We start from the raw sequence: 26,055 nt of genomic DNA on the forward strand, positions 1-26,055 counted from the left end.
CCCTTGACGCTCACCGCCTCCGAAGTCCGCGTCGCTATCACCGGAGAACTGTTCTCCGCGCCCCAGGGCTCCACCATGCCCGCCGACGCCACCACCGCACTTGACGCCGCTTTCATAGGCCACGGCTATACCGACGAGAACGGCGTCGCCGAGAACTGGGACGACTCGGTCGATAACAAGGTCGCTTGGCAGAACGCCACCATCGTCCGCGCCTCCCGCACCGAGTCCCTCGCGACGTTCCGCGCCACGCTCCTCCAGACCCGCGGGTCGAACCTCGAACTGTTCTACCCCGGCTCCTCGGTCTCCACCAATGCGACCGACGAGTGGAAACTCGAAGTCGTTCCCGCGCAAGCTGACCCGCGGTCGTTCGTCATCAACATCGTGGACGGCGCGATCGTCACCCGCATCGCCATCGGCAACGGTGAAGTGACCGAGCGCGGCGAGGTCCCACACCGCAACGGCGACGTCACCGCCTACCCCATCACCATCACCTGCTACCCCGACGACGCCGGTCTCCTGTTCACGAAGTACTCGACCGATGCCGCGTGGGGCATCGACATCGCCTAACCCCCCTACATCGAGGAGCCGTTTCCCAGATGACCCATATCGACGCACGACGCATCGCCGAGGCCGCCAGCGACGCCCCGTTCGCCTTCATCGGCATGGACGGGCACGAATACGAGATCCCCAACGTCAACACCGTCGCCAACCGCGACGCCGAACGCATCCAACAGGGCGACGAAGACACCCTCCGCCGCATCATCGGACGCCCCGCCTACGAGGCACTGAAAGACATGACCATGGGCGTCTCCAAACAGATCATGGTCGCTTGGTTCGAGCACGGTGGTGAGTCGGGAAAAGAGGGCTCGCCCTCCGGTGCGACCCACGGCGCTGGGCGGCCCTCCGCTCCGACCTCGCCGCGCGCGGCATCCCGCCAGAGGAAGCGGACCAGACACCGCTAGGCGACCTCTACGGCCTATGGCAGGCGATCACCCTCGACTCCCACACCCTCAGCTCCATCACCGCCGGCGGCGACGGCTGGAACCTCACCGAGCGCCTCCTCGCCCTGGCCGTCGACGAGCTGCGCATCGCCAATTGGCAGCGATCTAAACACGGAGCCAAGGGAACCAACCAGCCCAAGCGCATCGCGCCTTGGGCGCAGAAGCCAGGAAAGAAGTACGGCGACGCCGCCGGACGCAGCCCTGAAGAAGTCGAGGCGATCCTCGCCCACATGCGACCCCACCGTCCCAGCAAGCCAGAGAAAGAGGGGTAGACCTTGGCCGTCGAAGTCGCCGTCGGCTATGTCCGGCTCATCCCCACGACCAAGGGCTTCGCTCGCGAGGCCGAGGTCGGTCTCTCGGGCGCGCTCCCGCAAGCAGCCGAACGCGCCTCGGACAAGGCCGGGGCCGCCGGAGCGAAACGCTTCGGCCGCGCCTTCCAATCCGCTCTGACCCTTGGCGCGATCTTTGGCGGAGCGCAACTCCTCTCGGATGGCTTCGCCGAGGCCGTCTCCCAGGCCGACCTACCAGGCCAGCTTTCCAACCAGTTCGGTCTTGGCACCGCTGCCGCCCGCGAGGCCGGCGAAACAGCTTCGAAGGTCTACTCCGACGGTTTCGGAACCAACCTCGCCGAGGTGGGAAACACCGTAGGAAACCTCTCCCGCGCCCTCTCGGAACTGGGCACCGGCGAGGATATCGACCGCCTCACCCGCCAAGCCCAAGGCCTCGCGTCGACCTTCGGCGAGGACGTCCGCGATGTCGTCACGTCCGCAACCCAGCTTGTGCGCAACGGTATGTCGCCCTCCATGGAGGACGCCTTCGACGTCATCACCCGCGGATTCCAGACCGGCGGTGACCAGGGCCGGGACTTTCTCGACACGGTCACCGAGTACTCCGGCCAGTTCTCCCAGCTCGGGCTCGACGCCACCGCATCCTTCGGGCTGGTCAACCAGGCTCTCCAGGCCGGGGCGCGAAACAGCGACTTCGTCGCCGACGCGTTCAAGGAATTCGCCATCCGCGCCGTCGACGGGTCGAAGTCCACCGCCAGCGGATTCGAGTCCATCGGCCTCAAAGCCGAAGACATGGCCGCCAAGATCGGCGCCGGTGGCGAGACCGCCGAAGATGCCCTCCAGCTCACTCTCGACTCACTGCGCGCAATCGAGGACCCCGTCCTGCGCGACCAGGCCGCCGTCGAACTGTTCGGCACCAAGGCCGAAGACCTCGGCGACGCGCTCTACGCGCTCGACCCCGCCGCCGCGGCCGCCGAAGGCGGGCTCGGCGACGTCGACGGAGCCGCCCAGGGCACGGCCGACACCATGGAGAACTCCCTCGGCCAGCAGCTCGCCGAGACACAGCGCGAACTGAAGACCGGGCTCGGTCAGTCCCTTGTCGACATCGCCCCACTCCTGACCGGCCTGCTCGACGGCATCCGGCCACTCCTGCCGATACTCACGCCCTTGGCGATCGCCCTCGGCGTCGTCGCCGCGGCCCAGTGGGCGTGGAACATCGCCATGTACGCCAACCCGATTTTCCTGGTCATCGGCCTGATCGTCGGCCTCATCGCCGTCTTCGTCCTCCTGTGGAATAAGTCGGAGGGCTTCCGAGACTTCTGGATCGGCCTGTGGGAGGCCATCTCCGGGGCCGCGGTCGCCGCCGCGAAATGGATCGCCGACATAGCCTCCGCCCTGTGGTCCGGCATCGTCGCCGGAGCAGAGTGGCTGCGAGACAAGGCGGTCGGAGCCTGGAATGCGGTCTCCTCCGGAGCCTCCAGTGCGCTCGACTGGGCGGGCCGCAAGTGGCAGTCCTTTAAGGACAACGTGTCGGACATCGTCTCGGATATCAAGTCGTTCTTGTCGGATATCTGGTCCGGGGTCTCCTCCGGTGCGAAGTCGGCGCTGAACGGGGCGATCGGCCTGATAAACGGCGCGGTCGACGGCATCAACTGGCTGATCGACGGCGCGAACAAGCTCCCGTCCGTCTCGATCCCGCACGTGCCCTACATCCCCTATCTCGCCGAGGGCGGCATCGTCTCCTCCGCGACCCTGGCCGTGGTCGGCGAAGGCTCCGAACCGGAGGCAGTCATGCCGCTATCGCGTCTGGAGAACATGCTCGACCTCAACACCACGTCCCCCGTCGCAGCGGCGGGCCCGACCGTGGAGATCGTCGCCGGAGACCGCCACCTATTGGAATGGCTGCGCTCCACCGTCCGCACCCACGGCGGCGGATCGGTCCAGGCCACCCTCGGCCAACCAGGGAGGGCCTGATGGCATGGCCCGAGGATCGCCTCCCGCTGCGCGTCGAGCTCGCCTTCGGACACAGCGCGAGTGAGACCATCGCCGAGGCCGACTGGACCGACGTCTCCGACTTCGTCCACTCCCAACAGATCAGTATCACCCGCGGCCGCTCCGGCGAAGCCGGACGCTCCAGCCCCGGCACCGCCACCCTCGAACTGGACAACCAAGACGGCCGTTTCACCCCCGACCACCCCTCATCCCCTTACTGGCCCAACATCATCCAAGGCACACCATGCCGCATCTCCGTAGCGCCCACCAACGCACTCGCCCTCACCGGGAAGGGAGACGCCGCGCTCGCCGACGACGCTCAACAACTGGCCGTCACCGGCGATATCGACGTGCGCCTTGAGGCCTGGCGGCCGACCTGGCGGCCAGAGCGGCCGTATGTCGAGCTGGCCAGCCAAGCCGACTTCGACGGCGACGACCGCGCGTGGACCCTGCTTCTCCTCGCCGGTGGCTACCTCGAATTCTCGTGGTCGCCGACCGGAGCCGATCCGCGCCAGTTGCGGAAGTCCTCCGCGCCAATCGCCTCCGGGCTGCCCTCTCGCCAGGTTGTGCGCGTGACCGCCGATATGGACAACGGCGCCGGCGGCAACACTGCGACCTTTTGGACCGGGCCGACAATTGACGGGCCGTGGACCATGATCGGCCGGCCGATCACCGAGTCCGGAACCTCATCGATCCACGACTCGGCCGCCGTCCTCGCCGTCGGCGACTCCCCCACCGTCGACTTCTACCGCGAGCCCATGCGCCCCTACCGGTTCCAACTGCGCGACGGCATCGACGGCCCGACCGTGGCCGACGCCGACTTCACCACCGTCGAGGAAGGTGCGACCGCCTGGACCGACGCCGCCGGCCTGCCATGGCACCTGACCGGGAACGCCCGCATAGAACCCGACTGGCGCACGCGTCTGTACGGAGCCGTCGGCGAGTGGGCTCCGGTCTGGCCGCATGGCGACCTCTCCACCGACGATGATCCCGGCGAGTCGACCATGGCCATCACCGTCGCCGGAATCCTCCGCCGCTTGGAGCAGTCCACCGAACCCCTCGCTTCACCACTGCGCCACCGCATCCAAGGTGCGAGCCCGCTCGCCTACTGGCCGTTCGAGGACCCGCCCGGATCGGCGACCGCGGCCACCCCGCTCCCCGACGTCGCCCCCGCCGCCGTCCGAGGCCTGGACTGGGCCGCGCGCGATGACGTCCTCGGCTCCGACCTCCTCCCGGTCGCGAAGGCCGGCGCTCGATGGAAGGGGACCATGCCGTATTTCGCGGGCAACCGGGCTTGGTGCGCCACGGCCGTCGTCGTCATCGACTCGCTCCCCACCGCCGCGATGGAAGTCCTGCACGTCGACACGACCTGTTTCCCCCTGTCCGAGTTCTGGATCCAGTTCAACACCGTCGACGGCACGCCGACCCTCGAACTCAAGGGCGCCGACACCCGCTCCTCCAACTCCGTCGAAGAGTCATTGCGGTACGTCTACATCTCCACCGCCTACATCGGCGTGCCCATCCGCGTCCACCTCGCCGCCGAGGACGACCCCGCCGGGCTCAAGGTCACCGCGCACCTGGTCATCATCGGCGGTGGAGGAAATTCCTGGTCGGCGACCATCGACAACTACACCGGATGGGTCCGCTCCGTCTCCGCCGTCCCCGGCGCGGCCGCCGCCAACAACCTCGTCACTGGGCACGTCTCCGTCTTCGCCGGGACCGGCTCGACCACCGGATTCGCCCAAGCTGCCAACGCCTACGCGTATGCGGACATGGCCTATCGCGGCGAGGCCGCCGGCGAGCGCATCGCCCGCGTCGCGGCCGAATCAGGCATCCCCATCACCATCGTCGGCGACCCCGCCGATTCGCTGCCGATGGCCGCGCAGGAGCGCGGGAACGCCTTGTCGATCATGGACAAGGCCATCGCCGTCGATGGCGGGATCCTCGGCGAGGCCCGCGATGCCGCGGCCCTGGTCTACCACACCGGTGATTCCCTACTGAACAGGTCGCACGCACTTGTCCTGGACGCGGGAGCCGATCAGATCACCAACCCGCTCGCGCCGGTCCTGGACGACCAGCGCTTGCGCAATGACGTCACCCTCACCCGCCGAGGTGGTTCCTCGGCCCGGGCGACCGACGAGGACTCTATCTCCGCGCGTGGCCGCTACTCGACGGCCGAGACTCTCGATCTCCACCGCGACAGTGACCTTGCGCGGCTAGCCGAGTGGCGGTTGCACCTGGGGACCTGGCCGGGAATGCGATACACGTCGGCCTCGACAGATCTGTCCGTAGCGCCCGAGATCGCCGCGGCCTGGTCCGCGGTCGACTTCGCCGACACCCTCGCCATCACCGGCCTCCCTCCCCAGCACCCGGACAGGGACGTCGGCCTCCTCGTCACCGGGTACACCGAAAGCCTCTCCCCGACCTCCTGGACGGGCGAGGCCGCCTGTCTGCCCGCCGGGCCCTTCCGCGTGGGTGTCTGGTCCGGCCCAGACGCCGTCAACCACAGCAGCGCCGGTGCCTCCCGCTGGGATGCAACCTATTCCGAGCTCAACCGCGACGCCGACCTCACCGGCGAGGACCCGACCGGCATCGCCGTCATCTCCGTCTACGAGGACCGCTGGACCACCGACCCGGCCGACCTCCACGACCCCGACGCTGGCCCCCTCACCGTTACCACCGGTGGCGTCAGCCTCGACGTCCTCGACATCGCGGAAGGCACCGTCTCCGACACGGCGGCCGGACTCGTCACTCCCGTCGCCAACCCCGGAGCCACCACCCACACCGCGCCCGCGATCACCATGGACGAGCTCGGACTCGTCATCGGCGCGTGGTGCGCCTACCCCAACGCCGCGGCCTACACCCCGCCCGAGGACATGGAGCTGCTCACCCGCACCAACGGCAACGACTCGCGCGGCATGGTCGCGCTCGCCGCGGCCGGCCCCGGCGCCGCAGGCCCTTGGACGGCCACTTACGCTGCCGCCGCGCCTTGGGCGGCGCTGTCGATCGGACTGACCTCCACCGGAGGCCTCCCTCGCGTGACGCAATGGCGCGTCGCCATCACCGCCGGGGACAACATCACCCTCCAAACGTCAAGAGCCACGCTCCCCGGCCGCCGCGCCATCGCTCTCCACACCTGGGGCTCCGACGGCGAGACCATGTCCGTCTCTCCCTCTTCGCTGAACTGGAAGAAGGTCGGCGACTCCGGGACCTCCACCGGCGCTGGCCGTATCCAGGCGTGGACGGCGGCGCTCCCCGACCGCGGCACCACCGCAGTCACGTTCCCCGGGACCAGCGGAGTCGAGAACCACGCCGTGCTCATCGTCATCGAACCGGGCCAGGTCTTCACCGTCCAACCCCTCGGCACCGTCCGTAAGATTCTCCCGCTGCAAACCCCGGTCACTCTCGCCGAACCCGCACGGTACGGCCCCTAGGCCCGAGGAGCCCGCCCCATGGCCATTCAGCCCGGCGCGATCATTCGCGTCTCCGACATCGACACCCTCGTCCAAACCGGATCCGAACTGATCTCCTTCAGCAACAAGGACAACCACACCCACGCCGTGGACTTCCCCGCCGACTTCGCCGGCCCGCCCGTCGTCACCACCAACATCGACAGCGGGTCCGGCCCCACGGCGCGATGGATCTCCCGCGCCATCAACATCTCGCCCACCGGCTTCACCATCTTCGTCTTCGCATCCACTTCTGGAGCCTCGACGTCCTGGAGCGACATCCAGGTCTCGTGGACGGCCACCTACCGGCCCTGACCCACACCTCACCCACCCCACCAGACAGGAGCATCCCCATGTCCTGGAGACTCGCCCGCAGTCTCGAACGCCTTCGCGACGAAATCAACGCCCTCGCCCCCGGCCGCTCCACCCGTTCGGACGGCACGATCGGCGACGACGCCCACAAAGGCACACGCAGCGACCACAACCCCAATGACTCCGGCGTCGTCTGCGCCCTCGATATAACCCACGACCCCGCCGCCGGCGTCGACATCGACGCCCTAACCGACCACCTCGTGCATCCGAAGTACCGGCACCCCTGCCTCAAATATGCCATCGCGAATAAGCTCATAGCCTCCGCGAGCACAGGGTGGAAGTGGGTGCGGTACAACGGATCGAATCCCCACACAAGCCACATGCACATCTCTGTGGGCCGCGGTCCCGACGGTTCCTCCCGCCCGCCGTACGACAACACTCGAACCTGGCACATCGCCGATCTCAAGGACGATGGCGGGACCAAGCCCTCGAAGCGCCCCGCGCCGGGCCCGAAATACGACTACCCCCTCCCGAAGGGATTCTATTTTGGGTGGAGCCATTGGGGCAACGAGAGCATCTCCGGGTGGTACGGCGAGCAGTTCAGCGGCCGTCCCGCCACCGCATGGCTCAACCTTTGGGGAAAGCAGCTACGTAAACGCGGCTGGAACGTAGGGAAGGGACGAACCTACCTCCGCCGCTACGGACTGGATGGAAAGTACGGCGACGAGTGGCACGCCCTAGCCCGCGCTTTTCAGAAGGACCAGGACCTCCAGGTGGACGGCCTAATCGGCCCCCAGACGTGGCGAGCGGCCTTCCATAACCCCGTCACGTAAGGATCTCCACCGTGCCCGACCTCGAGCCCGTCCAGATCGGCGTCCGCGAGCTTTACGAGGAACTGATCGGCCTTCGACAGGAGGTCGTCGCGCTGCGGGCGGAACTCGCGCGCCGAGGCGACGCCGATGAGCGCCGAGACGCCGACCTTGACGACCACGAATCCCGCATCCGCAACCTCGAACGCCGCCAATGGCCCCTCCCCAGCGCTGCCGCAATTATTGCGCTCGCCGGTCTCATCCTCGGCCTAGTCCAGCTCCTCCAGTGAAAGGCCAGTACATGCCAAAGCAGTCCACCCGCGCGTGGATCTACCGCATTGCCACCGCGGTCGTCCCCATCCTCATCGTTTACGGCGTCATCGCCGAGTCTGACGCTTCCGTCTGGCTCGGACTCGCCGGCGCCGTCCTCAACATCGGCGAACGCGCGCTGTACCTCGCCAACACCCCGGCTCACGACAAATAAGTCCTCTACGCACAGTGCCCCACCCGTCTCGGGTGGGGCACGTTTTCTCTTGCCTTGGTGGACGCCCTCTTCGCTACGAACGTTTCAAATCGTGTGCCTTCCGATCGGCCGATCATCGGTGCACTACTCAGGCGCCCCGCCCGGGCCAGCAAGGCTACGCCACCAACGGACTGCAGAGTCTCTCAGCCTCCCTTGCTGGCTCCGATCCCCGAGCCAGTCATAGTGGTTCGGGGAGACCCAGAACTCTGGTGCTGGGCTCGAAGCGTGGGCGACATGCCCAAGCCGAGATCCTAGGGTGGGGCCGTTCGGCGTGTCAGTCCAGACGAACAGTTGAATTACTGGATGTCCCGCACGGCCAACGAAACGAATATCGCGGCCGAGGAAATTAACGTCGATATGAGCGTCCATCGGTAGCCCCCTGCAGGAATGGGCGTAGAAGGGTGGCAGCCGTGCCCCTCGTACGAAGAGCCGCCAGCCATGGCTGCCACCCACCCCCACCTGGTTATTCGAGTAAAGACCGTTCGATTCCGACGCTATGCGACGTCGGGCCTGTAGAAGCGGGAGAAACCGTCCTGGAACTCCTCGGGAACCTCTGCGCCCCAGAGTGCCCCAGCGAGGTACGCGCGAATCTTCTCTTCGAGTCGCTGCTGAATTCGCGAAGCAGTCGGGATCAGGCTGTAGCGCACCGTGGTGTCGGCCCACTCGATGGCGTGGATCTGCGTGCCGGTCCAGGAAACAGCCCCAAGGGTGCCCTCGGCACCGCCAGGCTCGATCACCCGGATCGACGCGCCGAACGGCCCCACGGACCGAACATCGACCGACCGGGCCATGTAGTCGAGGAACGCCAGGCGGAAGCCAACCTCTGGCTGTGACGCTCTCTTGCCGTCCGCGATCGCCGTCCGTTCGGCGACCAGGTCAGCGGAGACCGACGAAGCGGGTGGCGTTCGTCTTCCTCGGCGGGACGGTTGTGTAACCGTCATGCTGCCCCTCCCTTCGGCTCGGCACCAGCGGCATAGGTTGTCGAGGGGCGGGGATCGGTGTCGGCGGAAAACTATCCGTGCCGCGTGGCTCAGGCGAGAGCACAGCTTCGGCCGGGGCCGCCGTTCGATGCGACCGCATTGGGCGAGAATGCGGCTTGGATTGGGAGTCATTCATCTGGGGAACCACCCAGATCAATGCGAGGATGCAGACGAGGCCGATCGTGCTGGCAAGTACGTAGCTCATGCCTGCCAACCCCCCTTGTACCCGAAGTAGGCGATGGCGACGATGGCTTCGAATGCCAGGACGGCGGCGAAGTGCCGGACGGCCACACGGTAGTTCGCATAGCGCCAAGTCCATATCGCGGTTCCGGCCGCGAAGCCGACCGCCATGCCGAACACCATAGAAGGCGTGTCCATAATGCAATCGCCTCCCACTCTGAGCGGCGGTTGTTTGACGGATCGCAGGGCTCGAGGAGAGCTGCCGGCGACTCCGGAACGTGTGAGAGAACTGCGGTCTCTGTCTCCACGAGGTGAACGACGTCTTTCCGCCGAGTCCAGTCCTGGAGCCCGGCAAGATCGCCCCCTGAGAGCAGCTCGGAATACCGCCAGTCGGCGAGGTCCTGGGCGCTGGCTTTGCCCCACAGGATGAGCAGGAGTGCGGTCCGGCCGGCGCACCCGAATTTGCTCGTCCAGGGCTCTCTGCACTGCTTGCAGCGCTGTTTGCCGAGCAATGGCTTGTACGGAACGTGTGATGCCGCCTGAGCTGCCACCTCGGGCAGTTCAGAGGCATGGCTTAGGATTGGAGGTGCCACGCGAGCTCCTTTCGACGTTGACTTGCGTGGTATCGCGGCTCGTCGGCCTGAGCTTCCAATTCATCCTGGCGAGCTGCGTTGAATTAACAGGGGGCGACCGTAGTTTCGCCTCGCCCTCGCGGTATGTCGTCGAGGACCTGGGATAACGGAGGCCTTCCACCTCGTTCCGCCCAGATGATGTGTGCGGATATCTGTTCCGATGGGCCTACCCCGCGATTCCAGACGACCTGCATTCGCTGCTCATGTAGGATCGCCGTCCACGCGGCCAGGCCGGTTATGGTCCTGGTGGGCCAGAGGAGTTCACTGTCCACCAGCTCTGGAACCAGGTCCCTCTGCCACAGCCAATGTGAATCCGCCGTGGCAAAGACCAGTGCTCCGTCCGGCTTGAGCGCTCGACGGACCTGCGGAAGAATTCGGAATGGATCCGAGAACTCCAGGGCGCCGAAGATCGAGACGATGAAGTCCCAGGACTCGTCCGGCTGGTCAATGAGGAAATCTGCAGCGTCGCGCTCGACCCACAGTATGTCCTCAGCTCCTGGCCGCTGTTTTGCTCGGTTGAGCTGGTCTCCAGCGAAGTCAACGCCTACGCACTCGGCACCTTGCCTCGCGAGGGCGAGCAGGTTGGAGCCATCTCCACAGCCCAGCTCTAGGACCCGGCGGCCTCCGATATCACCGAGAATCTCGGCTCCCGGACCGACACCGGGGTACTGACAGAGCTCCCAGCGTTCTGGAATCAGCTCGCCTTCAGGAACCTCGCGGTTCGCAAGCCGGTTCCAGAACGCAGGCGAGTTCGGGACGCTCATTCTTCCGGACCGGTCCCGAACGCTTGAAGATGGGCGCGAACCGTCCGCAGGTTGCCGGCGGTCTTTCTGAGCGACTCGTGGTCCCGCTTCAGCAGCTTCTTCGCTTCGCTCAGAGAGACACGATCTTCGGCAGCAAGAGGGCGATTCGACTTCGCCCACCGATCAAGTTGTTCACGCATGAGCTCGGTGAACTTTGCCTGCTGCTCCATCAGCGACATGAGAGCCCCGAGCGGCTCGTCCCATCGTTCCGGACGGGGTTCACCCCCGGCACCTGCTGTCTCGAGGTTGTAGTTGGTGTGCTGGAACAAGGACACGGCCTGCCGGGTGTTGTCCCTCGAGTCCCAGATACGGCTGGGTTCTTCTGCATCCATCATGGTCTCTCCGTGCGTTCGAGGGGCGGAACGCACAGCTCCGCCCCAGAGATTGCGTATTACTTCTGGAGAGTCGCTTCGATCCAGGGGAGGCGCATCGTAGAAAGTTCCCGGCGGAATTTAGCCATGTCGGCACCGTAGGGCACGACGACACCCCCGCTCATGTTCGCCGCGCTCTGGCAGCCGTGCACTAGACGGCCCCCAAGGGCAGCATGAGCGAGAAGCGACTCGCGCCTGCGATACTCGTTGAACCAGCCGGAGTGGTAGAACTCGTCCATCGCCGTGGCGGTCTTCTCGTCGAGATCATAGACCACTTCCATGGCCTTGCACAACATCCACGCCGGAGAGGCGATGGAGATATGTCCGTCTTCGTCGACCCGGTTGAGTGCCATGAGAACGGAGCACTCCCGCAGCATCGTTGTGGCGCCCTCCGGGACCGAGGCGAGTTCCGGGTCGTCGAGGAGGTCGTCGCGGAAGAGGTAGTCGTAGACCTCCCACGCGTGGTTGAGGACCTCTACGGGATCGGTCGTCTCCCTGCGGTTGGCGGCGACGTAGTCCAGGGCGACCTGCTCGATCGCGATATCGGACTTCTCGACCTGAACGAGCAGGTCGGCCTTGATCTGCTCCCAGTCGCAGAGAACCCACTGGGGGTTCTCGTACCGGAAGAACCATTCGTTCGGATCGATGGTGACCCGTGCCCTCCCGGTCACCTGATCGGTGGTCACGGCGATGCCGTTCATCCGGTTCCAGGTTGAGGTGAAGCTGGGAAGTTCGGCGGTGAATGGTGCGGCCTTCTCCGCTACGGCATTCATGTCGATCTCCATTCTGGGCAGAGCCCGTTGATCGTCTTGGCGGACACGAACGCTGCGAATTAGGTCGCTGCGTGCCATACTGTGTCTGCCATCGCTGTAATCCCAGAATCAGATGAATCGATGCGGCTGTCACTATTGCCCCGTTGCCGCAACGGTGAAAACGAGGCACGCAACGGTTGCGCGACGGAGGACGGCATGAACAAAGCTGACGACAAGATCTACGACACCGAAGGCAGGCTCCGCGCTGAGCGCGAGAGAGCGAGCGTGACGCTTGGAGCGATCGCTAGGAAGACCGGCAAGGACAAGGGCCACCTTTCTCGGGTGGAAAAAGGGGAACGCCCGGTCACTCCGATGCTGGTCCACGATTACAGTTGTGCGCTTGGAGTGGCCATCGAGTTCGATCGGGGGGCAGCTTCCCATTCTCGAGGCAAGTCTCTTAGGATGAGGAACTCGACGGCAGAGGATTCGGAGGACGCCATGCAACGACGAACGCTCCTCGGCAGTGTCATCGCGGCAGCCACGGGGGCCGCTGCGGCCGTGCCGATCGACTCCGTCCTGTCGGCGCTGCCGTCGCATACGGCACCGGCGACGGTGACGAGTAGAGATGTCCTCGAACTGCAACAGGCCACCGACCTGTTGACAAGGCGGGATGCCGCAGGCGCTGGCTACAGCCTCGTAGCTGAAGGCCGCGCTCTGCTGGAATGGGCATCGAACATGGCCCGCCACGCCCGCAACGAACAAGTCCGCCAGGACCTCGCCGCGGCCAGCGCGTACTTGGCCGATCGAACCGCCTGGATCGCGCTCAATCTCGGTCACCACTCACAGGCAACCCACCTTCTAGGGGTGGGTCTTCGTCTGGCCACGGAGGCCGACGATCCGAACCTGTCGGCTCAAGTGCTCTGCGACATGGCCGGCCACAGCGTCTTCATCGGCAAGACGACCGACGCGCTCTCCTACGCAGAGATCGCTCTGGCCGATAACCGCATCCTCCCTCATCTGCGCAGTGCTCTTCACGCCGTCATGGCCGAGGCCTATGGCGCTCGTGGCTACGCCGCCGGTGTGCGGGATCGGGTTGAGGCCGCCATGGACTGCGCTGAAGAATTTGACGCGAATGCCCTCGATATTCCCGGTTGGGTTCCAGCCTTCCGAACCAAGGGCACCTTGTCCGCGTCCACCGGGCTCGCCGCGTCGCTCCTCTTCGACGCCAGGCAGACGAAGACCGCTTCACTACTCGCTATGGACCACCTCGAAACGGCCGTGGAGGCGCTGGGCAGCCGTCCCGGCCGATCGGCGGCTCTCACACGCCTCCGTTTGGCGACGCTGCACCTGACCAGTGATGATGGCGATAGAGGCCGCGGGCTGTCCATCGCGCAAGACATGGCCACCGAAATGACGCATGTCCGGTCGGTGCGAGTCCAGCGCGAACTGCACAGCCTCTATTCTGCACTGCCGCAGGGAAAGCGCGATCCAGTTCGCGACGATGTCCGACTCCGAGTTGCGACGCTGTTGGACGGCCAGGTCGCCGGGGTATGACAGGGGATTCCACCCGGACAGTCGCAACGCGCTCAGCACGTATCGCGGCGGCGACACTCACCAGCCGCGCGACCGGCTTCATACGGACTGTCTCGCTCGGTGCCGCTCTTGGAGCCGGTCTCGTCGGAAACTCCTACGCTACCGCGCTCATGCTCCCCGGCATCGTCTACGAGATCCTCCTTGGCGGCATCGGGACAGCCATCCTCCTACCGCTGCTCCATAAGGCCCAGACGAAAGGCGACAAGTACGCAGGCGACTTCACCGCCCGCATCATCAGCGTCTCCACGCTCTCCTTCGTCGCCGTCGTCATCGTACTGATGGCCACTCTTCCACTGGTGATTCCGCTCCTGGGCGGCTCCGCCGTCTCCGCCGAAGCCAACCGCCTGGCGATTCAACTCTCGGTGTTCACCGTTCCTACGATCGCGGCCTACGGCGTGGCGGCGACGCTCACCGCCTGCCTCCACTCACATAAAGTCTTCGGCGTGCCGGCCATCGCCCCCATGGCCAACAACCTGACCCTCATCGCCGCCGCAGCGATACTCCTACTCACCCCTGCCGGCACTTCGACTACCACCACCATCAGCGTCCTCGGCACTGCGACGCTCATGGGGGCCGCGCTCCAGGTGCTCCTGCTCTACCTCACCTTGCGGCGAACCACAGGCTACCGCTGGTCCTGGCAGCCCTCGTTGCGCGGATATGGGCTCAGAGCCCTCGCTCGCACTCTCGGCTGGGTCATCGCCTACACCGCGATCGCCCAAGCCGGCACAGTCGTAACGCTCGGTCTACTGCGCGCCAGCTCGACGACCGGACCCATGATCTACAACAACGCCTGGATCATCCTCATGATGGCCTACGGCGTCGCAGCCCTCCCCATCATCACCTCCAGCGCGCCAGACCTAACCGCCCAAGCGGCGGAATCACCTCGAAAGGCCCGCGACGGATACCGGCGCGCCGCCCGCTTGATCCTCATCGTCACCGTCCCCGCCTCCCTCGTCGGCGCAGTGCTCGCCATCCCCATCACACAGTTCGTATTCAGTTGGGGCCGGTATACGGATGCCGACGCCACCGCCACCGGCCAAGTGCTCGCCATAGGCCTCCTTGCGCTGGCGCCCTATGCGATAAGCCAGCTCCAGCTCTGGGCGTTCCTGTCCCTGCGCGACGCGAGAACGCCCACGATGGTCATGGCGAGTGGAAGCCTCCTGCGAATCCTTCTGTGCGTCGGGGTCTTCGCGTTCCTTCAACCGGCTTGGACCGGCATGGGCCTTATAGCAGCTTGGGGCATCGGCAATCTGCTTACGGCACTCGTAGGAGACCTGGCGTTCCGGCATCGGTGCCGTCTTCGTTGATCTGAGCGCCGAATACTCTTCGCCCTCCAGATCGGCAGCTTGTACGATGTGACACAACCACCGACAAGCGAAGTTCCCTCACCCCTGGAAGGCAAGCGATGGCGTCCACCGAAGAATTGATTGCCCGTCTCGCCGAACTCAAGTCGAAACTTGAGGAGACGGCCGCCGGCGTCGACGCCCAGCAACAAGCCACCAGCGAAGCCCAAGCCTCCCTGGGCGGCATCAGGAGCGACGTCGAAGAACTGTCCCAATCGCTCGCGAACCTGGGGGCTCAAGGCTCAGCCTCGTTGGCGGCAACGGCCACATCGAAGGCGGAGGAGGTTTCCGGCCTCCTGGAACAGACTCAACAGCTCATTGAGCAGAGCTCGACCACCCTGCGATCAGCAGGTACGGCGAACGACGAGGTCCAGAGCCTCATCACCCAAATCCAGACTGGCGCTTTACTCACCACGTCCAGCCCTCAGAGCTCGGCGATGGCGAGCGCGAGGAGTGCCCCACCTTCGGAGTCTCGACATACGCGGCCGTCGGGCCCCGCTGATCCAGACGCCATGCCGAAACAACAGGCCGACAAGCACCGGAATCCAGGGATCAAGGCCGAGAACAGCGCGGCGATCGTCATCGCGCGCGAAGGATATGAGATCGTCCAGAACCCGCCAGAGAAGCCGAACGGGCGGCGACCGGACTTCCTGATCGAAGGGGAATACTGGGACTGCTACGCCCCGACGAGTCCAGATGTGAACACTGTGCGCAAGGCCGTCAGTTTCAAGGTCAAGAAGGGCCAGGCCGACCGCATCATCCTAGACCTCCGCACCGCCCCTGTCTCGATGGACGACTTGAAGCACCGGTTCGAGACCAGGCCCGTCAAAAACCTCCGGGAAGTCAAGATAATCTCCCAGGAGGGGGAAGTCGTAGACTTCTTCCCCTTCGATCGCGCGTCAGACAAGGAACAAGACTGATGGCCATTTCGCTCAACTTCCAGACCAACGCCGAGCTGAGCCCGTCCGAACTCCTTGCCTACTTCGTGAGGACCCTGGACGCAGAGATGAAGGGCTCGGAGTTCGCCGAGGTCGACGGCTTGCAGATCGACGCGGACATTACGGAGGCCGAGGACCTGGGCAGGTTCAACGAGATCGTAGGAGACCGGGACGTGGCCACGGTGGGATTCCGCCTGGACAACGAGCTCGGTGAGCAGGCCCGTGTTAGGGCCTACACACGTATTCTTGAGGCGACCAGCGGATTCTTGCTGGAGAACCCCCGAGTTCAGGGGATCCTCGATCTCAACTGGGAACGAATCGTCGTCGAGCGCCGTGCGGCCGGCGACCTGACGTTCGACACGGCCTGGAACTCGCTCCCGGGGCTTGAGGTACCGGCCGAGCTGTACTCTCCGCCCGCCGGCGCGAAGGTCCAGGAGGTCGACCAGGTGCTCCTGTAGCGGCCGCCGCAGTAGAAGACCTTATTCAGGGGGATAAAGCGATGGTGGGGGAACCGGGGAAATAGATTAACTTCTACTTCCCCACTATTCCCCCACCATCGTCTACATTGTTCAATTTTTGGCGTCCTGACCTTTGCTGAAGGTTGGGCAAGGGTTCGAGTTGATAGGGTTCGAATCCCTCATCCTCCGCCATATGGCCTGGTCATCCAGGAAAAGCGTCAAGCGGCCCCGTCTTCGGACGGGGCCGCTTCCCGTTGAGCGGGCCGGGCCGCGACGCGACTCCGCCGCGTGGATTCCCTTGTCGACCATGGAACCACGGCTCTCATTCCAGGTCAGCACCCCTGTTCTTTTCGCCTTAATATCGATATTCTTAAATCTACTCATCAGTATCCGAGCACCGCGAAGGACCGACACCCAAGGACCGCAACAAGACGAAGACTCGCACTCGCAGGAGGAACTCATGAGACGCACAGCGAAACTGGTCGCCGTCGCCGCGACCGCCGCCGCAATGGCCGGATGGTCGGCCGCGGCCGGAGCCGCGGAGACGCTCGCCGACCAGAAGGTCGACGGGACGATCATCGTAGGCGACAGCACTTGTACCTGGAGCGACGCCGACACCAGCGCGAACCCGCCCGACTCCCTGACCATCGACCGAGACTCGGTCAACCCGCCAGGCGGCAACCTGACCTGCAGCGGGGACATCACCGCGACACTGAACAACGATCCCGCGATGGACTTCGACGACGCCGCCGGCACCGCGACGGCCGACCTGGTCGACATCACCGCCCAGCAGAGTTTCGTCTCCTGCCGCTACCAGGCGACCGATGTCATGTGGGACCGCCAGGGAACGGCCCGGGACTACGCCAACCGGTCCTTCACTGCCGGACTGGTCTCCGGCGGCTTCCTCTGCCCGAGCTCCCAGACGATAAACACCGGGGACGCGACCCTGTCATTCCACTGACGATGTCGGCGTTAGGACGACGTTCGCCCCACCGGCCCACGCGCGTCCCGCGCGTGGGCCGGCTATGGAGTCGATAAGCGCCCTAACCGCCTGAGCTCACGCACGGCCCGCGCGCGTGGGCCCCGGCTTTCTGAGCGGGCGTGGAGGCTGGATTGAGGCCGTGCTGCGCGGCCGCGCGTGGGCCGGCTTCTCTGCGACTCCTATTCGGACAGCTTCTTTCGCTCCGCGCGGGCCAGACGGTCGGCCGCGCGGATGGGCTCCGGCTGACGGAACCGCGTCGCCGTCCCCAGCACGAGTTCGACGGACTTGTCGAGAGAGATCTTGTGCCCGGCGGAGACGTAGACCGGCTTGGTCGAGTCCCTCGTCCGCACGCTGCGCCCGATGACCGGGCCGGCGGGGCACTCGTCCCAGTCGGCGGCGGGCGCGATGTCTGCGGTGTCGCCCCGCCCGGGACCGGGCTCGGGGATGCCGTCGCGGTAGGGCGGGTTCTTCGCGATCCCGACGACGGGCAGGTCCAGCGCCAGTCCGAGATGGCAGGCGAGCCCGAAACCGCGGGGGTGGCCGACTCCGTGCCCGTCGCAGAAGACCACGTCCGGGAGGGTCTCCAGGGTTTCGGCGAGCGCCAGCAGGAGGGGCAGTTCCCGCAGCGCCAGAAGGCCCGGGCGGTAGGGGGTCCCGGGCCTGTCCGAGACGACGGTCTCGTCGACGATCTCAGAGTCCGGATAGGACAGTACGACGGCGGCGGCGACCGCGGGCTCGCCTTGGCCACCGTACTGCACGTCGAAGCCGGCGACGGTCGCGACGTCCGGGTCTCCGTAGGCGCGGACTTGGTCGTGCATGGTGCGCTGCCAAGCCTTGTAGCGCTGCACGGTAACCGGATCGGAGGCATCGACGGGCGGTGGAGCGGGACGCATAGTGCCATTCTGGGGGTCGGCCGGACGCGGCGCCGACCGGGGTCCCGTCGGGAGTAGGAAATCCGGCAGCCGGACGCGGACCGGAGGAATATTCGCAATTGCCAGGCGCGCAGGGAATCACGCCTCGACCGGCCGAGCCGTTGATTAAGATTGCATCTCGATATCTACTCATTTGTATCACTACACGGGCGAATTCCCGCCGACCGCTTGACTTCGGAGAGCGAGACATGAATGATTAAGAATCTAACCTATTTAATGCCTATGAGAAAGGGGGATCGCTGTGACTGCGAAGACCAAGAAGCTCCCCAAGCTTCTGGCATCGGCAGCGGCGATCGCCGTCGGCGGCTTCGGCGCCCTCACCGTCGACACCGCGGCCACCGCCCAGGAGTCACCCGCCCTCGCCGAGGAGTGCTCGGCCCCGTGGAGCTCCGATGCGACCTACACCGAGGGCGACAAGGTCAACCACGACGGCCGGGAGTACCGCGCCCGCTGGTGGACCGAGGACGACCGGCCCGACACCGCAGGGGAGTGGGGAGCGTGGCTCCCGCTCGAACTGTGCGGAGAGAGCGGCGTCGTCCTCGAGGAGTGCGAGCGCCCCTGGATGCCCGGCGAGGCCTACCAGCGCGGCCAGTACACCAACCTGAACGGCACCGCCTACCGCGCCCAGTGGTGGACCGAGGGCGTCGAGCCCGGCACCACCGGCGACTGGGGCGTCTGGGAAGAGGCCGGCTCCTGCCGCGAGCCCGTCTCCGGCACCTACTTCACCTACTGGGACGACTACTGGCCGGTCGAGCTGATCGAGTCCGGTCAGATCGAGAACCTCACCCACCTCAACTACGCCTTCGCCCGCCCCTCCGAGGAGGGCACCTGCGAGTTGGGCGGAGTCGACGAGGAGACCGGCGTCAGCTGGGACACCGAGTACATGGTCCCGGCCGAGGACTCGGTGGACGGCGTGGCCGACACCCCCGAGGACGAGGTCCGCGGCTACTTCGGACAGCTGATCAAGCTCAAGGAGGCCTACCCGCACCTGAACATCGTGCTGTCGGTCGGCGGAGAGGCCGACTCGGCCAACTTCGCGGTGGCCATGGAGGACCTGGAGAAGTTCGCCCAGTCCTGTTACGACCTGGCCCACGACCCGCGCTGGGACGGCCTGTTCGACGGCATCGACATCGACTGGGAGTTCCCCAACCTCTGCCTGCCGTGGACGCCTTGCGACGAGAGCGGCTGGGACGCCCCGCGCCTGATGGCCGAGGAGCTCCGCACCGTCTTCGGCGACGAGATCGTCAGCTTCGTCGGCCCGATCAACCCGTTCGCGGACAACGCCCTCGAGGTGGCCGACTGGGTCGGCACCGCCGAGCACGTCGACTACTTCAACCTGGTGACCTTCCACTACGAGGGCGACTGGAGCGCTACGACGTCCGCCGACGCGGCGGTGTACAGCCCCACCGGGGGCCTCGACATCGAGGACTCGGTGAACTGGTACCTCGACCGCGACGTGGACGCGTCCAAGCTGGTCATCGCCTACCTCCCGTGGGCAGTCGTCTGGCAGGAGGCGGAGGCCGAGGGCTTCGGCCAGGCCCACGGCGGCTCGCACCCCGAGTACCAGGGCAGCCCCTACCGCGTCACGAAGGAGACCTGCGCCGACGAGGTCTACCACGAGGAGTACATCGTCAGCACCTGCTGGGACGGCGAGAACTGGTGGAGCTTCGACTCCCCCGAGTCGGTCGCCGGGAAGACGCAGTGGGCCGTGGACCTGGGGCTGGGAGGCCTCTTCAACTGGAACACGTCGCTGGACTCCACCGGCGAACTCCGGGAGCGGGCCATGGACGGCCTCTACGCCTAAGGGGACACCGAACCTTCTCCAACGGTTAGGAGAAAGCCGCCGAATCGTGATATTCGGCGGCTTTTCCCCTTCCCCGGTCCTATGAGGGGACCGCGGGCCCGAATATGAGTACAGTCAAGGTATGGCTCTTGTGGAAGCGCTCAGTGACGACCAGGTCCGCGGAATCCGCCGCCTCGCCGAGAGGTCCCTGGAGAGGGACGGCGTGGAGGCGCTCAACGAACAGACCCTCCTCAATCTCGACCGGGCCCCCGGGCCCGGCTTCTACCATTTCGTCCTCGGCTCGGGCGACGATGTCACCGGTTACGCGCAGATGGAGATCGCCGACGGCGACGCGCACGCCGAGATGACGGTCGACCCCGACCACCGCCGCGAGGGCCACGGCCGCCGCCTGATGGAGGACCTCGTGACCACCGCGACGGGCGAGGCGGAGTTCCTGCGCCTGTGGGCGCACGGGGACACCTCGGCGGCCCAGAAGGTGGCCGAGTCGGAGGGTTTCTCCCGCGACAGGGTCCTTTTCGAACTGGGCATGGACGCCTCGCAGATGGACTGGCCGGAGTCCTGGCCCGAGGGGGCCGGGGAGTGGCCGACGGGCTCGGCTCCCGCGGCGGTTCTGCCGCAGGGCTTCTCGTTGCGGCACTTCGATCCCGGCACTGACGAGGACGAGCTCGTCAGGGTCAACGCGGCCGCGTTCGCCGACCATCCCGAACAGGGCCGCTGGACGTTCGAGGACGTCATCACGCGGGAACAGGAAGAGTGGTTCGATCCCGAGGGGATCATCCTGGCCTTCCAGGGCGATGCCCTGAGGGGCTTCCACTGGACCAAGATGGTACCGGAGAACGGCGCGGGGATCGTCGGCGAGATCTACGTCGTCGGCATCGACCCGCCGGCCCAGGGAACGGGTCTCGGCAAGGTCCTGACCCTGGCGGGCATGGCGCACATGGCCGCTCGCGGGGCCACCACCCTCACTCTATTCGTCGACGAGTCGAACTCCCGCGCGGTGCGGCTGTACCGCAACCAGGGCTTCGAGACGGTGCGGACGGACGTCCAGTACAAGCGTCCGCTCGAGTAGCGCCTACCAGCCGGAGGTCGCCTCGGCGATGCTGGCGTACCCGGGGTATCCCTCTTCGCCGGGCAGGAGGAACCGCGGCGGGCTGGCGTTGCGGTTGAGTCTCGGCAGGAGGGGCTCCATGGGGCGCTGCTCCGCCGCGGCGAAGACCTCGCCGACGGTGGTGTAGCTGCTCAGTTCCGCCAGGGCCGTGGCCTCCGGCATGGACATCTGCCCGCCGTACTGGCAGACGGCCTGTTCGGGCCCCATCCAGGTGGCGTACTCGGGCTCGCGCGGGTTGGCCCGCGGCTGGAAGCCCTCGGCGAGGGTGGCGACGTATATCCAGATGTCGTAGCGGCTCTCCTCGAACTCTGAGGTGAGCCAGCGGCCCCACGCGCGCTGGAGGGCGACCAGGGAGCCGGTCTCCTCCTCGACCTCGCGGACTCCGGTGGAGGCCACGTCGGGGTCGTCGGGCTTGTGGACGCCGCCGGGGAACCCGTAGCGGTTGGAGACCTCGTCGGTGCGGCTGTCAGTGAAGGGGCCGCCGGTGATGTGCCGCATGAGGTAGACGCGGAGAGGCGCTTCGCGCAGCAGGATGACGGAGGCCGCGCGTTCCGCGCGGGCCGGCCGGCCCCCCTGGTTCTCGTGGTTCTCCGCACGTCGCAGCGCCGTCGCGGAGGCGGCGCGCAGGTCCCATTTCCCGAACTGTTGAATCGCCATAGTGACAAACTATCGCAGTCGGCCGGGGATCAATCGCTTTTCGCCGGACAATCGCCCGCCGCCGGACTCCGGGCACGAAAACGGGGGGCGCTCCGAAGAGCGCCCCCCTTTTATCCCCCTGAGTGAAGTCTCTGGGACCTTCGCGCGGTCTCGCTGCGTCCGGGTTCCCCCTAGATAATTACACTTCCACGATGGAGAGTTCCAGGCGGGGTCTGCACGAGCGGTCCGATGCGGGTCCTGTTCTCAGAATAGCAGGCCGAAGGGGATGTAGGCCAACGCGCCCACCAGCGCCGCCACCGGGAAGGTGAGGATCCAGGCGAGGACGATGGAGCGGGCGACGCCCCAGCGCACGGCGCGCTTGCCGTTGACCGAGCCCACGCCCATGATGGCCGAGGTGATGGTGTGCGTGGTGGAGATCGGCGCGCCGATCCACCAGGTGTTGGCGAACAGGACGGACGCGGCCACGGTCTCGGCGGCGAAGCCCTGCGGCGGGTTGAGGTCGATGATCCTGCGGCCCAGGGTCTTGATGATTCTCCAGCCGCCGGCGTAGGTACCCCAGGCGAGCATGGCGGCCGTCGCGATGTACACCCATTCGGGGATGTGCGTGGCGCTGTCCTGCCACCCTCCGGTGTAGAGGGCGAGCACGATGACGCCCATGACCTTGGCGGCGTCCTGCATGCCGTGGCCCAGGGCCATGGCGGCGGCGGAGACCGTCTGGGCGTGGCGGAAGCCGCGGTTGAGCTTGACCGGGTTGCCGTTGCGGAAGATCCAGTAGATGGACAGCATGACCAGGAAGCCCACGCCGAAACCGACGACCGGGGAGATCACGGTGGGGAGGACGATCTTCTGGAGCACGCCGTCCCACAGGACCATGCCGCCGCCCGCGAGGGTGGCGCCGACGATGCCGCCGAACAGGGAGTGGGAGGCGGAGATGGGCCAGCCGAACTTGGTGGCGGTGTAGTTCCAGGCGATGGCGCCCAGGAGTCCCGCCATCACGATGATCAGGCCGTCGACCTCGCCGGGGACTTCCACCAGGCCCGACGCCACGGTCTTCGCCACTTTGGCGCCCAGGTGGGCGCCGGCGAAGTTGCCGACGGCGGCCATGAGGAGGGCCGCCCGGGGGCTGAGGGCCCGCGTCGAGATCGACGTCGCGATCGCGTTGGCGGAGTCCTGGAACCCGTTGGTGAACGCGAACCAGAGCGCCACCCCGATGGCGAGAATGGTGACGATGAGTGTCGTGTCCAAGGCTAGGATTCCTTGACGTAGATCGCTTCGATGACGTTGGCGACGTGCTCGAAGGCGTCACAGGCGGACTCGAGCATGTCGGCGACCTCCTTGAGCTTCATGACCGTCATCGTGTCGTACTCGCCGGAGTAGAGGCGGACCAGCAGCATGCGGTAGGCGCGGTCGCCGTCGTTCTCGAGGCGGTTGCACTCGACCCAGTACTCGCGCATCTTGTCGTCGAGGCCCTTGAGGTTCGGCATGGCCTCCGCGGTGAGCGCGGCCTGCGCCTCCAGGACGGCGACCTGTTCGATCATCTCGCGGGGCAGCGACGGGAGGTCGGAGAGCCCGTAGAGGTAGATGAGGTTGGCGGCGGCCTCGATGTTGTCGATGACGTCGTCGAGCCGGCCGGCCAGCATGTACATGTCCGAGCGGTCCATCGGGGTGACGAAGCTCGTGTTGATCTTGTTGAACAGGGAGTGGGTGAGCTCGTCGTTGTCGTGTTCGACGTCGACGAGGCGCTCGGAGATGGACTGGAAGTCCGGCTTGTCGTCTCCCAGTTCCGCGAGGACGGCGACGCCGCGCTTGAGATTCTCCGCAGCGTCGCTGAAGAAGCCGTAGAAAGCATCATCCTGAGGCTTTAGGGAAAATCGCACCAGGCACCTCGATCTTTCACTCGAATTGACGCCACTCACTGTACAGGCTTCAGGGCAGCGAAGCGGCAAGAACAAGGCGACGGTAACACCTGGATGAGCACCACTCAAATTCCAGGTGGCCGATGTGGCGCAGTTCCTTAACAATACGAATCGATGTCGAACTTTCAGTGAACAAAAGGTTAACGAAAGAGCGCGAGGCGGTCTCTGTCCTGGTAGGACACCTTTGTCGCGGGGTTCAGGACCGGTTGAGGCGCTGCAGGGCCGCCTTCACTTTGTCGCCGTCGGTGGAGTACCACATGTCGGGGAGCGAGTTGCGAAGGTAGTTCGTGTAACCCATTTTGGAGGCCAGCCGGGAGTCGAGCACGGCGACCACTCCGCGGTCGCTGGAGCGACGGATGAGGCGGCCCGCCCCCTGGGCGATCCGCTGGGCGGCGACGGGCACGGACACGTCCATGAAGCCCGAGCGGCCGCGCTTCTCGCTGGCCTCGGTGCGGGCCGCCGTCAGCGGCTCGTTCGGGCGGGGGAAGGGGATGCGGTCGATGACGACGAGCCGGCAGGAGTCGCCCGGCACGTCCACGCCCTGCCAGAGGCTCATGACGCCCAGGAGGCAGGAGTCGCGGTCCTCTTTGAACTGGCGGACCAGAGTGGAGAGGGTCTCCTCGCCCTGGACCATGACGGGGTAGTCCACGCGCCCCCGCAGCGCGTCGGCGGCCTCGTCGGCGGCGCGGCGAGAGGAGAAGAGGCACAGGGCCCCACCGCCGCTGGCCTCGATGAGATCGACCAGTTCGTCCATGGCGCCGTTGGCCGAGCCGTCCTTGCCCGGGCGGGGCAGGTGGCTCGCGACGTAGAGGATGCCCTGCTTGCGATAGTCGAAGGGGCTGCCCACGTCGAGCTCGTCCCATTCCACACGGCTTGCGCCGGCTTCGCCGGCACCGGTCAGGGGTGTGGGCTGGGCGGTGGGCGAGGGCGGGTCGAAGTCGTCGTCCTCAACGGCGATGCCGAGCCCGAGGGAACGGGCCACGGTGTCGAAGGTGCCGCCGAGGGTCAGCGTCGCCGAGGTCGCGACGACGGTGCGGCTCTCGTAGAGGTTCGCGGCGAGCAGCCCGCCGACGAAGAGCGGCGCGGCGATGAGGCTCGCGGGCTTTGGCTGGCACCAGATGACGTCGTTGCCGCTGTTCTCCCGGGCGCGCACGGCGCAGTCGCGGGCCTCGTCGATGCCGGAGCGGATCTGCCCGGTGACGAGCGCGTTCTTGTCGTCCTTGGCGAGGTTCTTGATGACGGTCGTGGCGTTGTTGCACGCCGCCGTCACGAGCGTGAGGGCGTCGTCGAGCTGTTCGGGCAGGCCGTTCTTGATCCGCTCCTCGCCCGTGTCCTCAATGGCCATGCGCAGCTGGTCGGCCGCCTCGTTGAAGTCGCCGGCGATGTCGGCGCCGAGGATGCGGCGGCTGCGCGTGGCCAGCCACTCGAGGCGCGCCGGGGAGAGTTCTGCGCGGGCGGCGGAGGTGGCCCGGTCGGCCAGTTCGTGGGCCTCGTCGATGATGAGGAGGTCGTGCTCGGGGAGGACGGTGCCCTCCGAGAACATGTCGATGGTCAGCAGCGCGTGGTTGGTGACGACGATGTCGGCCTCCATGGCGCGGGCGCGGGCCATCTCGGAGAAACACTCGGTGCCCCAGTCGCACTTGGTCGCTCCGGGGCACTCGCTCGACGAGGTGGAGGCCTGGCGCCAGACCTGGTCGGACACGCCCGGGTCGAGGTCGTCGCGGTCGCCCGAGTCGGTCTCGTTGGCGAAGGCGTAGAGGCGCTTGACCTGGGCAGCGAAGCCCTTGCTGGAGGAGGCCCACTTGAGCTGCTGGGTTCCCTCCAGGGTCCCCGCGTCCTCCTCCTCGTCGGCGGCCATCTTGGCGTGGCAGAGGTAGTTGTTGCGGCCCTTGAGGAGCGAGAAGGTCGGGGCACGCCCGAGGAGGGGCGCGGTGGCCTTGACCAGGCGGGGGAGGTCGACGTTCACCAGCTGCGCCTGGAGCGCGAGGGTCGCCGTCGCGATGACGACGCGCTTGCCGGAGGCCAGCGCCGCGCACAGGTAGGCCAGGGACTTTCCGGTGCCGGTGCCGGCCTGGACGATGAGGTGGCGCCCGCTCTCGGCGGACTTCTCGACCGCCTCGGCCATCTGGCGCTGGCCCGGTCTGGCCTCTCCCGAGGGGGTCCGTCCGATGACGGCGTCGAGCAGGTCCAGGGAGCTGAGGCTGGTCAAGGTTCTCTATTTCCTTTGTCGAGG

General features: G+C 66.3%; 26 protein-coding genes. 16 read left to right on the forward strand and 10 right to left on the reverse strand.

Annotation, left to right across the window (positions count from 1 at the left end):
- Positions 1-3 precede the first annotated feature (3 nt).
- The 9 genes from ACFTE1_RS19515 to ACFTE1_RS19555 are packed head-to-tail and all read left to right on the forward strand — an operon-like array spanning position 4 to position 8,334.
- Complete coding sequence (locus ACFTE1_RS19515) at positions 4-567, forward strand: phage tail tube protein (protein ID WP_380619687.1); 564 nt, start codon at positions 4-6, stop codon at positions 565-567.
- A 29-nt stretch (positions 568-596) separates the two neighbouring features.
- Entirely contained in the window at positions 597-962 is a 366-nt protein-coding gene (locus tag ACFTE1_RS19520) for a hypothetical protein (RefSeq protein ID WP_380619689.1), read from the forward strand.
- Between the two features lie 56 nt (positions 963-1,018).
- Entirely contained in the window at positions 1,019-1,273 is a 255-nt protein-coding gene (locus tag ACFTE1_RS19525; RefSeq protein ID WP_380619822.1) for a DUF5361 domain-containing protein, read from the forward strand.
- Positions 1,274-1,276: 3 nt separating this feature from the next.
- The gene (locus tag ACFTE1_RS19530; protein WP_380619691.1) at positions 1,277-3,262 is read left to right on the forward strand and encodes a phage tail tape measure protein; all 1,986 of its coding nucleotides are present in this window, start codon (positions 1,277-1,279) and stop codon (positions 3,260-3,262) included.
- Positions 3,262-6,714 (forward strand): hypothetical protein, encoded by a 3,453-nt coding sequence (locus tag ACFTE1_RS19535; RefSeq protein ID WP_380619693.1) that lies wholly within the window; start codon positions 3,262-3,264, stop codon positions 6,712-6,714. The genes ACFTE1_RS19530 and ACFTE1_RS19535 overlap by 1 nt, the downstream gene beginning before the upstream one ends.
- A gap of 18 nt (positions 6,715-6,732) precedes the next feature.
- Complete coding sequence (locus ACFTE1_RS19540) at positions 6,733-7,044, forward strand: H-type lectin domain-containing protein (RefSeq protein ID WP_380619695.1); 312 nt, start codon at positions 6,733-6,735, stop codon at positions 7,042-7,044.
- A 38-nt stretch (positions 7,045-7,082) separates the two neighbouring features.
- On the forward strand, positions 7,083-7,874 hold the full coding sequence (locus ACFTE1_RS19545) for a peptidoglycan-binding domain-containing protein (RefSeq protein ID WP_380619697.1): 792 nt from the start codon (positions 7,083-7,085) through the stop codon (positions 7,872-7,874).
- 11 nt (positions 7,875-7,885) lie between these two features.
- Positions 7,886-8,140 carry a hypothetical protein gene (locus ACFTE1_RS19550; protein ID WP_380619699.1) on the forward strand — a complete coding sequence of 85 codons (255 nt, stop codon included), beginning with the start codon at positions 7,886-7,888 and terminating at the stop codon, positions 8,138-8,140.
- 11 nt (positions 8,141-8,151) lie between these two features.
- Positions 8,152-8,334, forward strand: a complete 183-nt coding sequence (locus ACFTE1_RS19555) for a phage holin (protein ID WP_380619701.1) — start codon at positions 8,152-8,154, stop codon at positions 8,332-8,334.
- A gap of 533 nt (positions 8,335-8,867) precedes the next feature.
- Here the strand turns inward: ACFTE1_RS19555 and ACFTE1_RS19560 are convergent.
- From ACFTE1_RS19560 to ACFTE1_RS19580, 5 genes are all read right to left on the reverse strand, one after another.
- On the reverse strand, positions 8,868-9,314 hold the full coding sequence (locus ACFTE1_RS19560) for a hypothetical protein (protein ID WP_380619704.1): 447 nt from the start codon (positions 9,312-9,314) through the stop codon (positions 8,868-8,870).
- Positions 9,315-9,554: 240 nt separating this feature from the next.
- The gene (locus ACFTE1_RS19565) at positions 9,555-9,731 is read right to left on the reverse strand and encodes a hypothetical protein (protein WP_380619711.1); all 177 of its coding nucleotides are present in this window, start codon (positions 9,729-9,731) and stop codon (positions 9,555-9,557) included.
- 478 nt (positions 9,732-10,209) lie between these two features.
- Positions 10,210-10,929, reverse strand: a complete 720-nt coding sequence (locus ACFTE1_RS19570; protein WP_380619713.1) for a class I SAM-dependent methyltransferase — start codon at positions 10,927-10,929, stop codon at positions 10,210-10,212.
- Positions 10,926-11,303: a hypothetical protein gene (locus tag ACFTE1_RS19575; protein WP_380619715.1), complete on the reverse strand. Its 378-nt coding sequence runs from the start codon at positions 11,301-11,303 to the stop codon at positions 10,926-10,928. The genes ACFTE1_RS19570 and ACFTE1_RS19575 overlap by 4 nt, the downstream gene beginning before the upstream one ends.
- 56 nt (positions 11,304-11,359) lie before the next feature.
- The gene (locus ACFTE1_RS19580) at positions 11,360-12,112 is read right to left on the reverse strand and encodes a hypothetical protein (protein WP_380619717.1); all 753 of its coding nucleotides are present in this window, start codon (positions 12,110-12,112) and stop codon (positions 11,360-11,362) included.
- Positions 12,113-12,307: 195 nt separating this feature from the next.
- Here ACFTE1_RS19580 and ACFTE1_RS19585 point away from each other — a divergent pair, with 195 nt between their 5' ends.
- The 5 genes from ACFTE1_RS19585 (at position 12,308) to ACFTE1_RS19605 (ending at position 17,384) form a co-directional block, all read left to right on the forward strand.
- Positions 12,308-13,645, forward strand: coding sequence for a helix-turn-helix domain-containing protein (locus ACFTE1_RS19585; RefSeq protein ID WP_380619719.1), 1,338 nt, complete (start codon positions 12,308-12,310; stop codon positions 13,643-13,645).
- On the forward strand, positions 13,642-14,991 hold the full coding sequence (locus ACFTE1_RS19590) for a lipid II flippase MurJ (protein WP_380619721.1): 1,350 nt from the start codon (positions 13,642-13,644) through the stop codon (positions 14,989-14,991). The genes ACFTE1_RS19585 and ACFTE1_RS19590 overlap by 4 nt, the downstream gene beginning before the upstream one ends.
- Before the next feature lie 98 nt (positions 14,992-15,089).
- Positions 15,090-15,947 (forward strand): CdiA C-terminal domain-containing protein, encoded by an 858-nt coding sequence (locus ACFTE1_RS19595; protein ID WP_380619723.1) that lies wholly within the window; start codon positions 15,090-15,092, stop codon positions 15,945-15,947.
- The gene (locus ACFTE1_RS19600) at positions 15,947-16,423 is read left to right on the forward strand and encodes a hypothetical protein (RefSeq protein WP_380619726.1); all 477 of its coding nucleotides are present in this window, start codon (positions 15,947-15,949) and stop codon (positions 16,421-16,423) included. The genes ACFTE1_RS19595 and ACFTE1_RS19600 overlap by 1 nt, the downstream gene beginning before the upstream one ends.
- Before the next feature lie 460 nt (positions 16,424-16,883).
- Positions 16,884-17,384 (forward strand): hypothetical protein, encoded by a 501-nt coding sequence (locus ACFTE1_RS19605; protein WP_380619729.1) that lies wholly within the window; start codon positions 16,884-16,886, stop codon positions 17,382-17,384.
- Between the two features lie 200 nt (positions 17,385-17,584).
- Here the strand turns inward: ACFTE1_RS19605 and ACFTE1_RS19610 are convergent, their stop codons facing one another.
- Positions 17,585-18,298 (reverse strand): endonuclease V, encoded by a 714-nt coding sequence (locus tag ACFTE1_RS19610; protein WP_380619732.1) that lies wholly within the window; start codon positions 18,296-18,298, stop codon positions 17,585-17,587.
- A 280-nt stretch (positions 18,299-18,578) separates the two neighbouring features.
- Between ACFTE1_RS19610 and ACFTE1_RS19615 the strand changes: the two genes are divergently transcribed.
- Complete coding sequence (locus tag ACFTE1_RS19615) at positions 18,579-20,141, forward strand: glycosyl hydrolase family 18 protein (RefSeq protein ID WP_380619735.1); 1,563 nt, start codon at positions 18,579-18,581, stop codon at positions 20,139-20,141.
- A gap of 121 nt (positions 20,142-20,262) precedes the next feature.
- Positions 20,263-21,210, forward strand: coding sequence for a mycothiol synthase (gene mshD, locus ACFTE1_RS19620; RefSeq protein ID WP_380619738.1), 948 nt, complete (start codon positions 20,263-20,265; stop codon positions 21,208-21,210).
- 3 nt (positions 21,211-21,213) lie between these two features.
- Here mshD and ACFTE1_RS19625 read toward each other — a convergent pair whose 3' ends face one another.
- The 4 genes from ACFTE1_RS19625 to ACFTE1_RS19640 form a co-directional block, all read right to left on the reverse strand.
- Positions 21,214-21,906, reverse strand: coding sequence for an NUDIX domain-containing protein (locus tag ACFTE1_RS19625; RefSeq protein WP_380619741.1), 693 nt, complete (start codon positions 21,904-21,906; stop codon positions 21,214-21,216).
- A 243-nt stretch (positions 21,907-22,149) separates the two neighbouring features.
- Positions 22,150-23,151 carry an inorganic phosphate transporter gene (locus ACFTE1_RS19630; protein WP_380619744.1) on the reverse strand — a complete coding sequence of 334 codons (1,002 nt, stop codon included), beginning with the start codon at positions 23,149-23,151 and terminating at the stop codon, positions 22,150-22,152.
- 2 nt (positions 23,152-23,153) lie between these two features.
- Complete coding sequence (locus ACFTE1_RS19635; RefSeq protein WP_380619747.1) at positions 23,154-23,783, reverse strand: DUF47 domain-containing protein; 630 nt, start codon at positions 23,781-23,783, stop codon at positions 23,154-23,156.
- 235 nt (positions 23,784-24,018) lie between these two features.
- Positions 24,019-26,031, reverse strand: a complete 2,013-nt coding sequence (locus tag ACFTE1_RS19640; protein WP_380619749.1) for an ATP-dependent DNA helicase — start codon at positions 26,029-26,031, stop codon at positions 24,019-24,021.
- Between the last annotated feature and the right edge of the window lie 24 nt (positions 26,032-26,055).

The sequence above is a fragment of the Salininema proteolyticum genome, assembly GCF_042685645.1.
Classification (GTDB): Bacteria; Actinomycetota; Actinomycetes; order Mycobacteriales; family Micromonosporaceae; genus Salininema; species Salininema proteolyticum.

What these genes read in the sequence shown, in the direction of transcription:
- ACFTE1_RS19520 (WP_380619689.1), top strand. Translation starts at nt 597, where the DNA reads ATGACCCATATCGACGCACGACGCATCGCCGAGGCCGCCAGCGACGCC.
- ACFTE1_RS19535 (WP_380619693.1), top strand. Translation starts at nt 3,262, where the DNA reads ATGGCATGGCCCGAGGATCGCCTCCCGCTGCGCGTCGAGCTCGCCTTC.
- ACFTE1_RS19540 (WP_380619695.1), top strand. Translation starts at nt 6,733, where the DNA reads ATGGCCATTCAGCCCGGCGCGATCATTCGCGTCTCCGACATCGACACC.
- ACFTE1_RS19545 (WP_380619697.1), top strand. Translation starts at nt 7,083, where the DNA reads ATGTCCTGGAGACTCGCCCGCAGTCTCGAACGCCTTCGCGACGAAATC.
- ACFTE1_RS19555 (WP_380619701.1), top strand. Translation starts at nt 8,152, where the DNA reads ATGCCAAAGCAGTCCACCCGCGCGTGGATCTACCGCATTGCCACCGCG.
- ACFTE1_RS19560 (WP_380619704.1), bottom strand. Translation starts at nt 9,314, where the DNA reads ATGACGGTTACACAACCGTCCCGCCGAGGAAGACGAACGCCACCCGCT.
- ACFTE1_RS19565 (WP_380619711.1), bottom strand. Translation starts at nt 9,731, where the DNA reads ATGGACACGCCTTCTATGGTGTTCGGCATGGCGGTCGGCTTCGCGGCC.
- ACFTE1_RS19570 (WP_380619713.1), bottom strand. Translation starts at nt 10,929, where the DNA reads ATGAGCGTCCCGAACTCGCCTGCGTTCTGGAACCGGCTTGCGAACCGC.
- ACFTE1_RS19575 (WP_380619715.1), bottom strand. Translation starts at nt 11,303, where the DNA reads ATGATGGATGCAGAAGAACCCAGCCGTATCTGGGACTCGAGGGACAAC.
- ACFTE1_RS19580 (WP_380619717.1), bottom strand. Translation starts at nt 12,112, where the DNA reads ATGAATGCCGTAGCGGAGAAGGCCGCACCATTCACCGCCGAACTTCCC.
- ACFTE1_RS19585 (WP_380619719.1), top strand. Translation starts at nt 12,308, where the DNA reads ATGAACAAAGCTGACGACAAGATCTACGACACCGAAGGCAGGCTCCGC.
- ACFTE1_RS19590 (WP_380619721.1), top strand. Translation starts at nt 13,642, where the DNA reads ATGACAGGGGATTCCACCCGGACAGTCGCAACGCGCTCAGCACGTATC.
- ACFTE1_RS19595 (WP_380619723.1), top strand. Translation starts at nt 15,090, where the DNA reads ATGGCGTCCACCGAAGAATTGATTGCCCGTCTCGCCGAACTCAAGTCG.
- ACFTE1_RS19600 (WP_380619726.1), top strand. Translation starts at nt 15,947, where the DNA reads ATGGCCATTTCGCTCAACTTCCAGACCAACGCCGAGCTGAGCCCGTCC.
- ACFTE1_RS19605 (WP_380619729.1), top strand. Translation starts at nt 16,884, where the DNA reads ATGAGACGCACAGCGAAACTGGTCGCCGTCGCCGCGACCGCCGCCGCA.
- ACFTE1_RS19610 (WP_380619732.1), bottom strand. Translation starts at nt 18,298, where the DNA reads ATGCGTCCCGCTCCACCGCCCGTCGATGCCTCCGATCCGGTTACCGTG.
- mshD (WP_380619738.1), top strand. Translation starts at nt 20,263, where the DNA reads ATGGCTCTTGTGGAAGCGCTCAGTGACGACCAGGTCCGCGGAATCCGC.
- ACFTE1_RS19625 (WP_380619741.1), bottom strand. Translation starts at nt 21,906, where the DNA reads ATGGCGATTCAACAGTTCGGGAAATGGGACCTGCGCGCCGCCTCCGCG.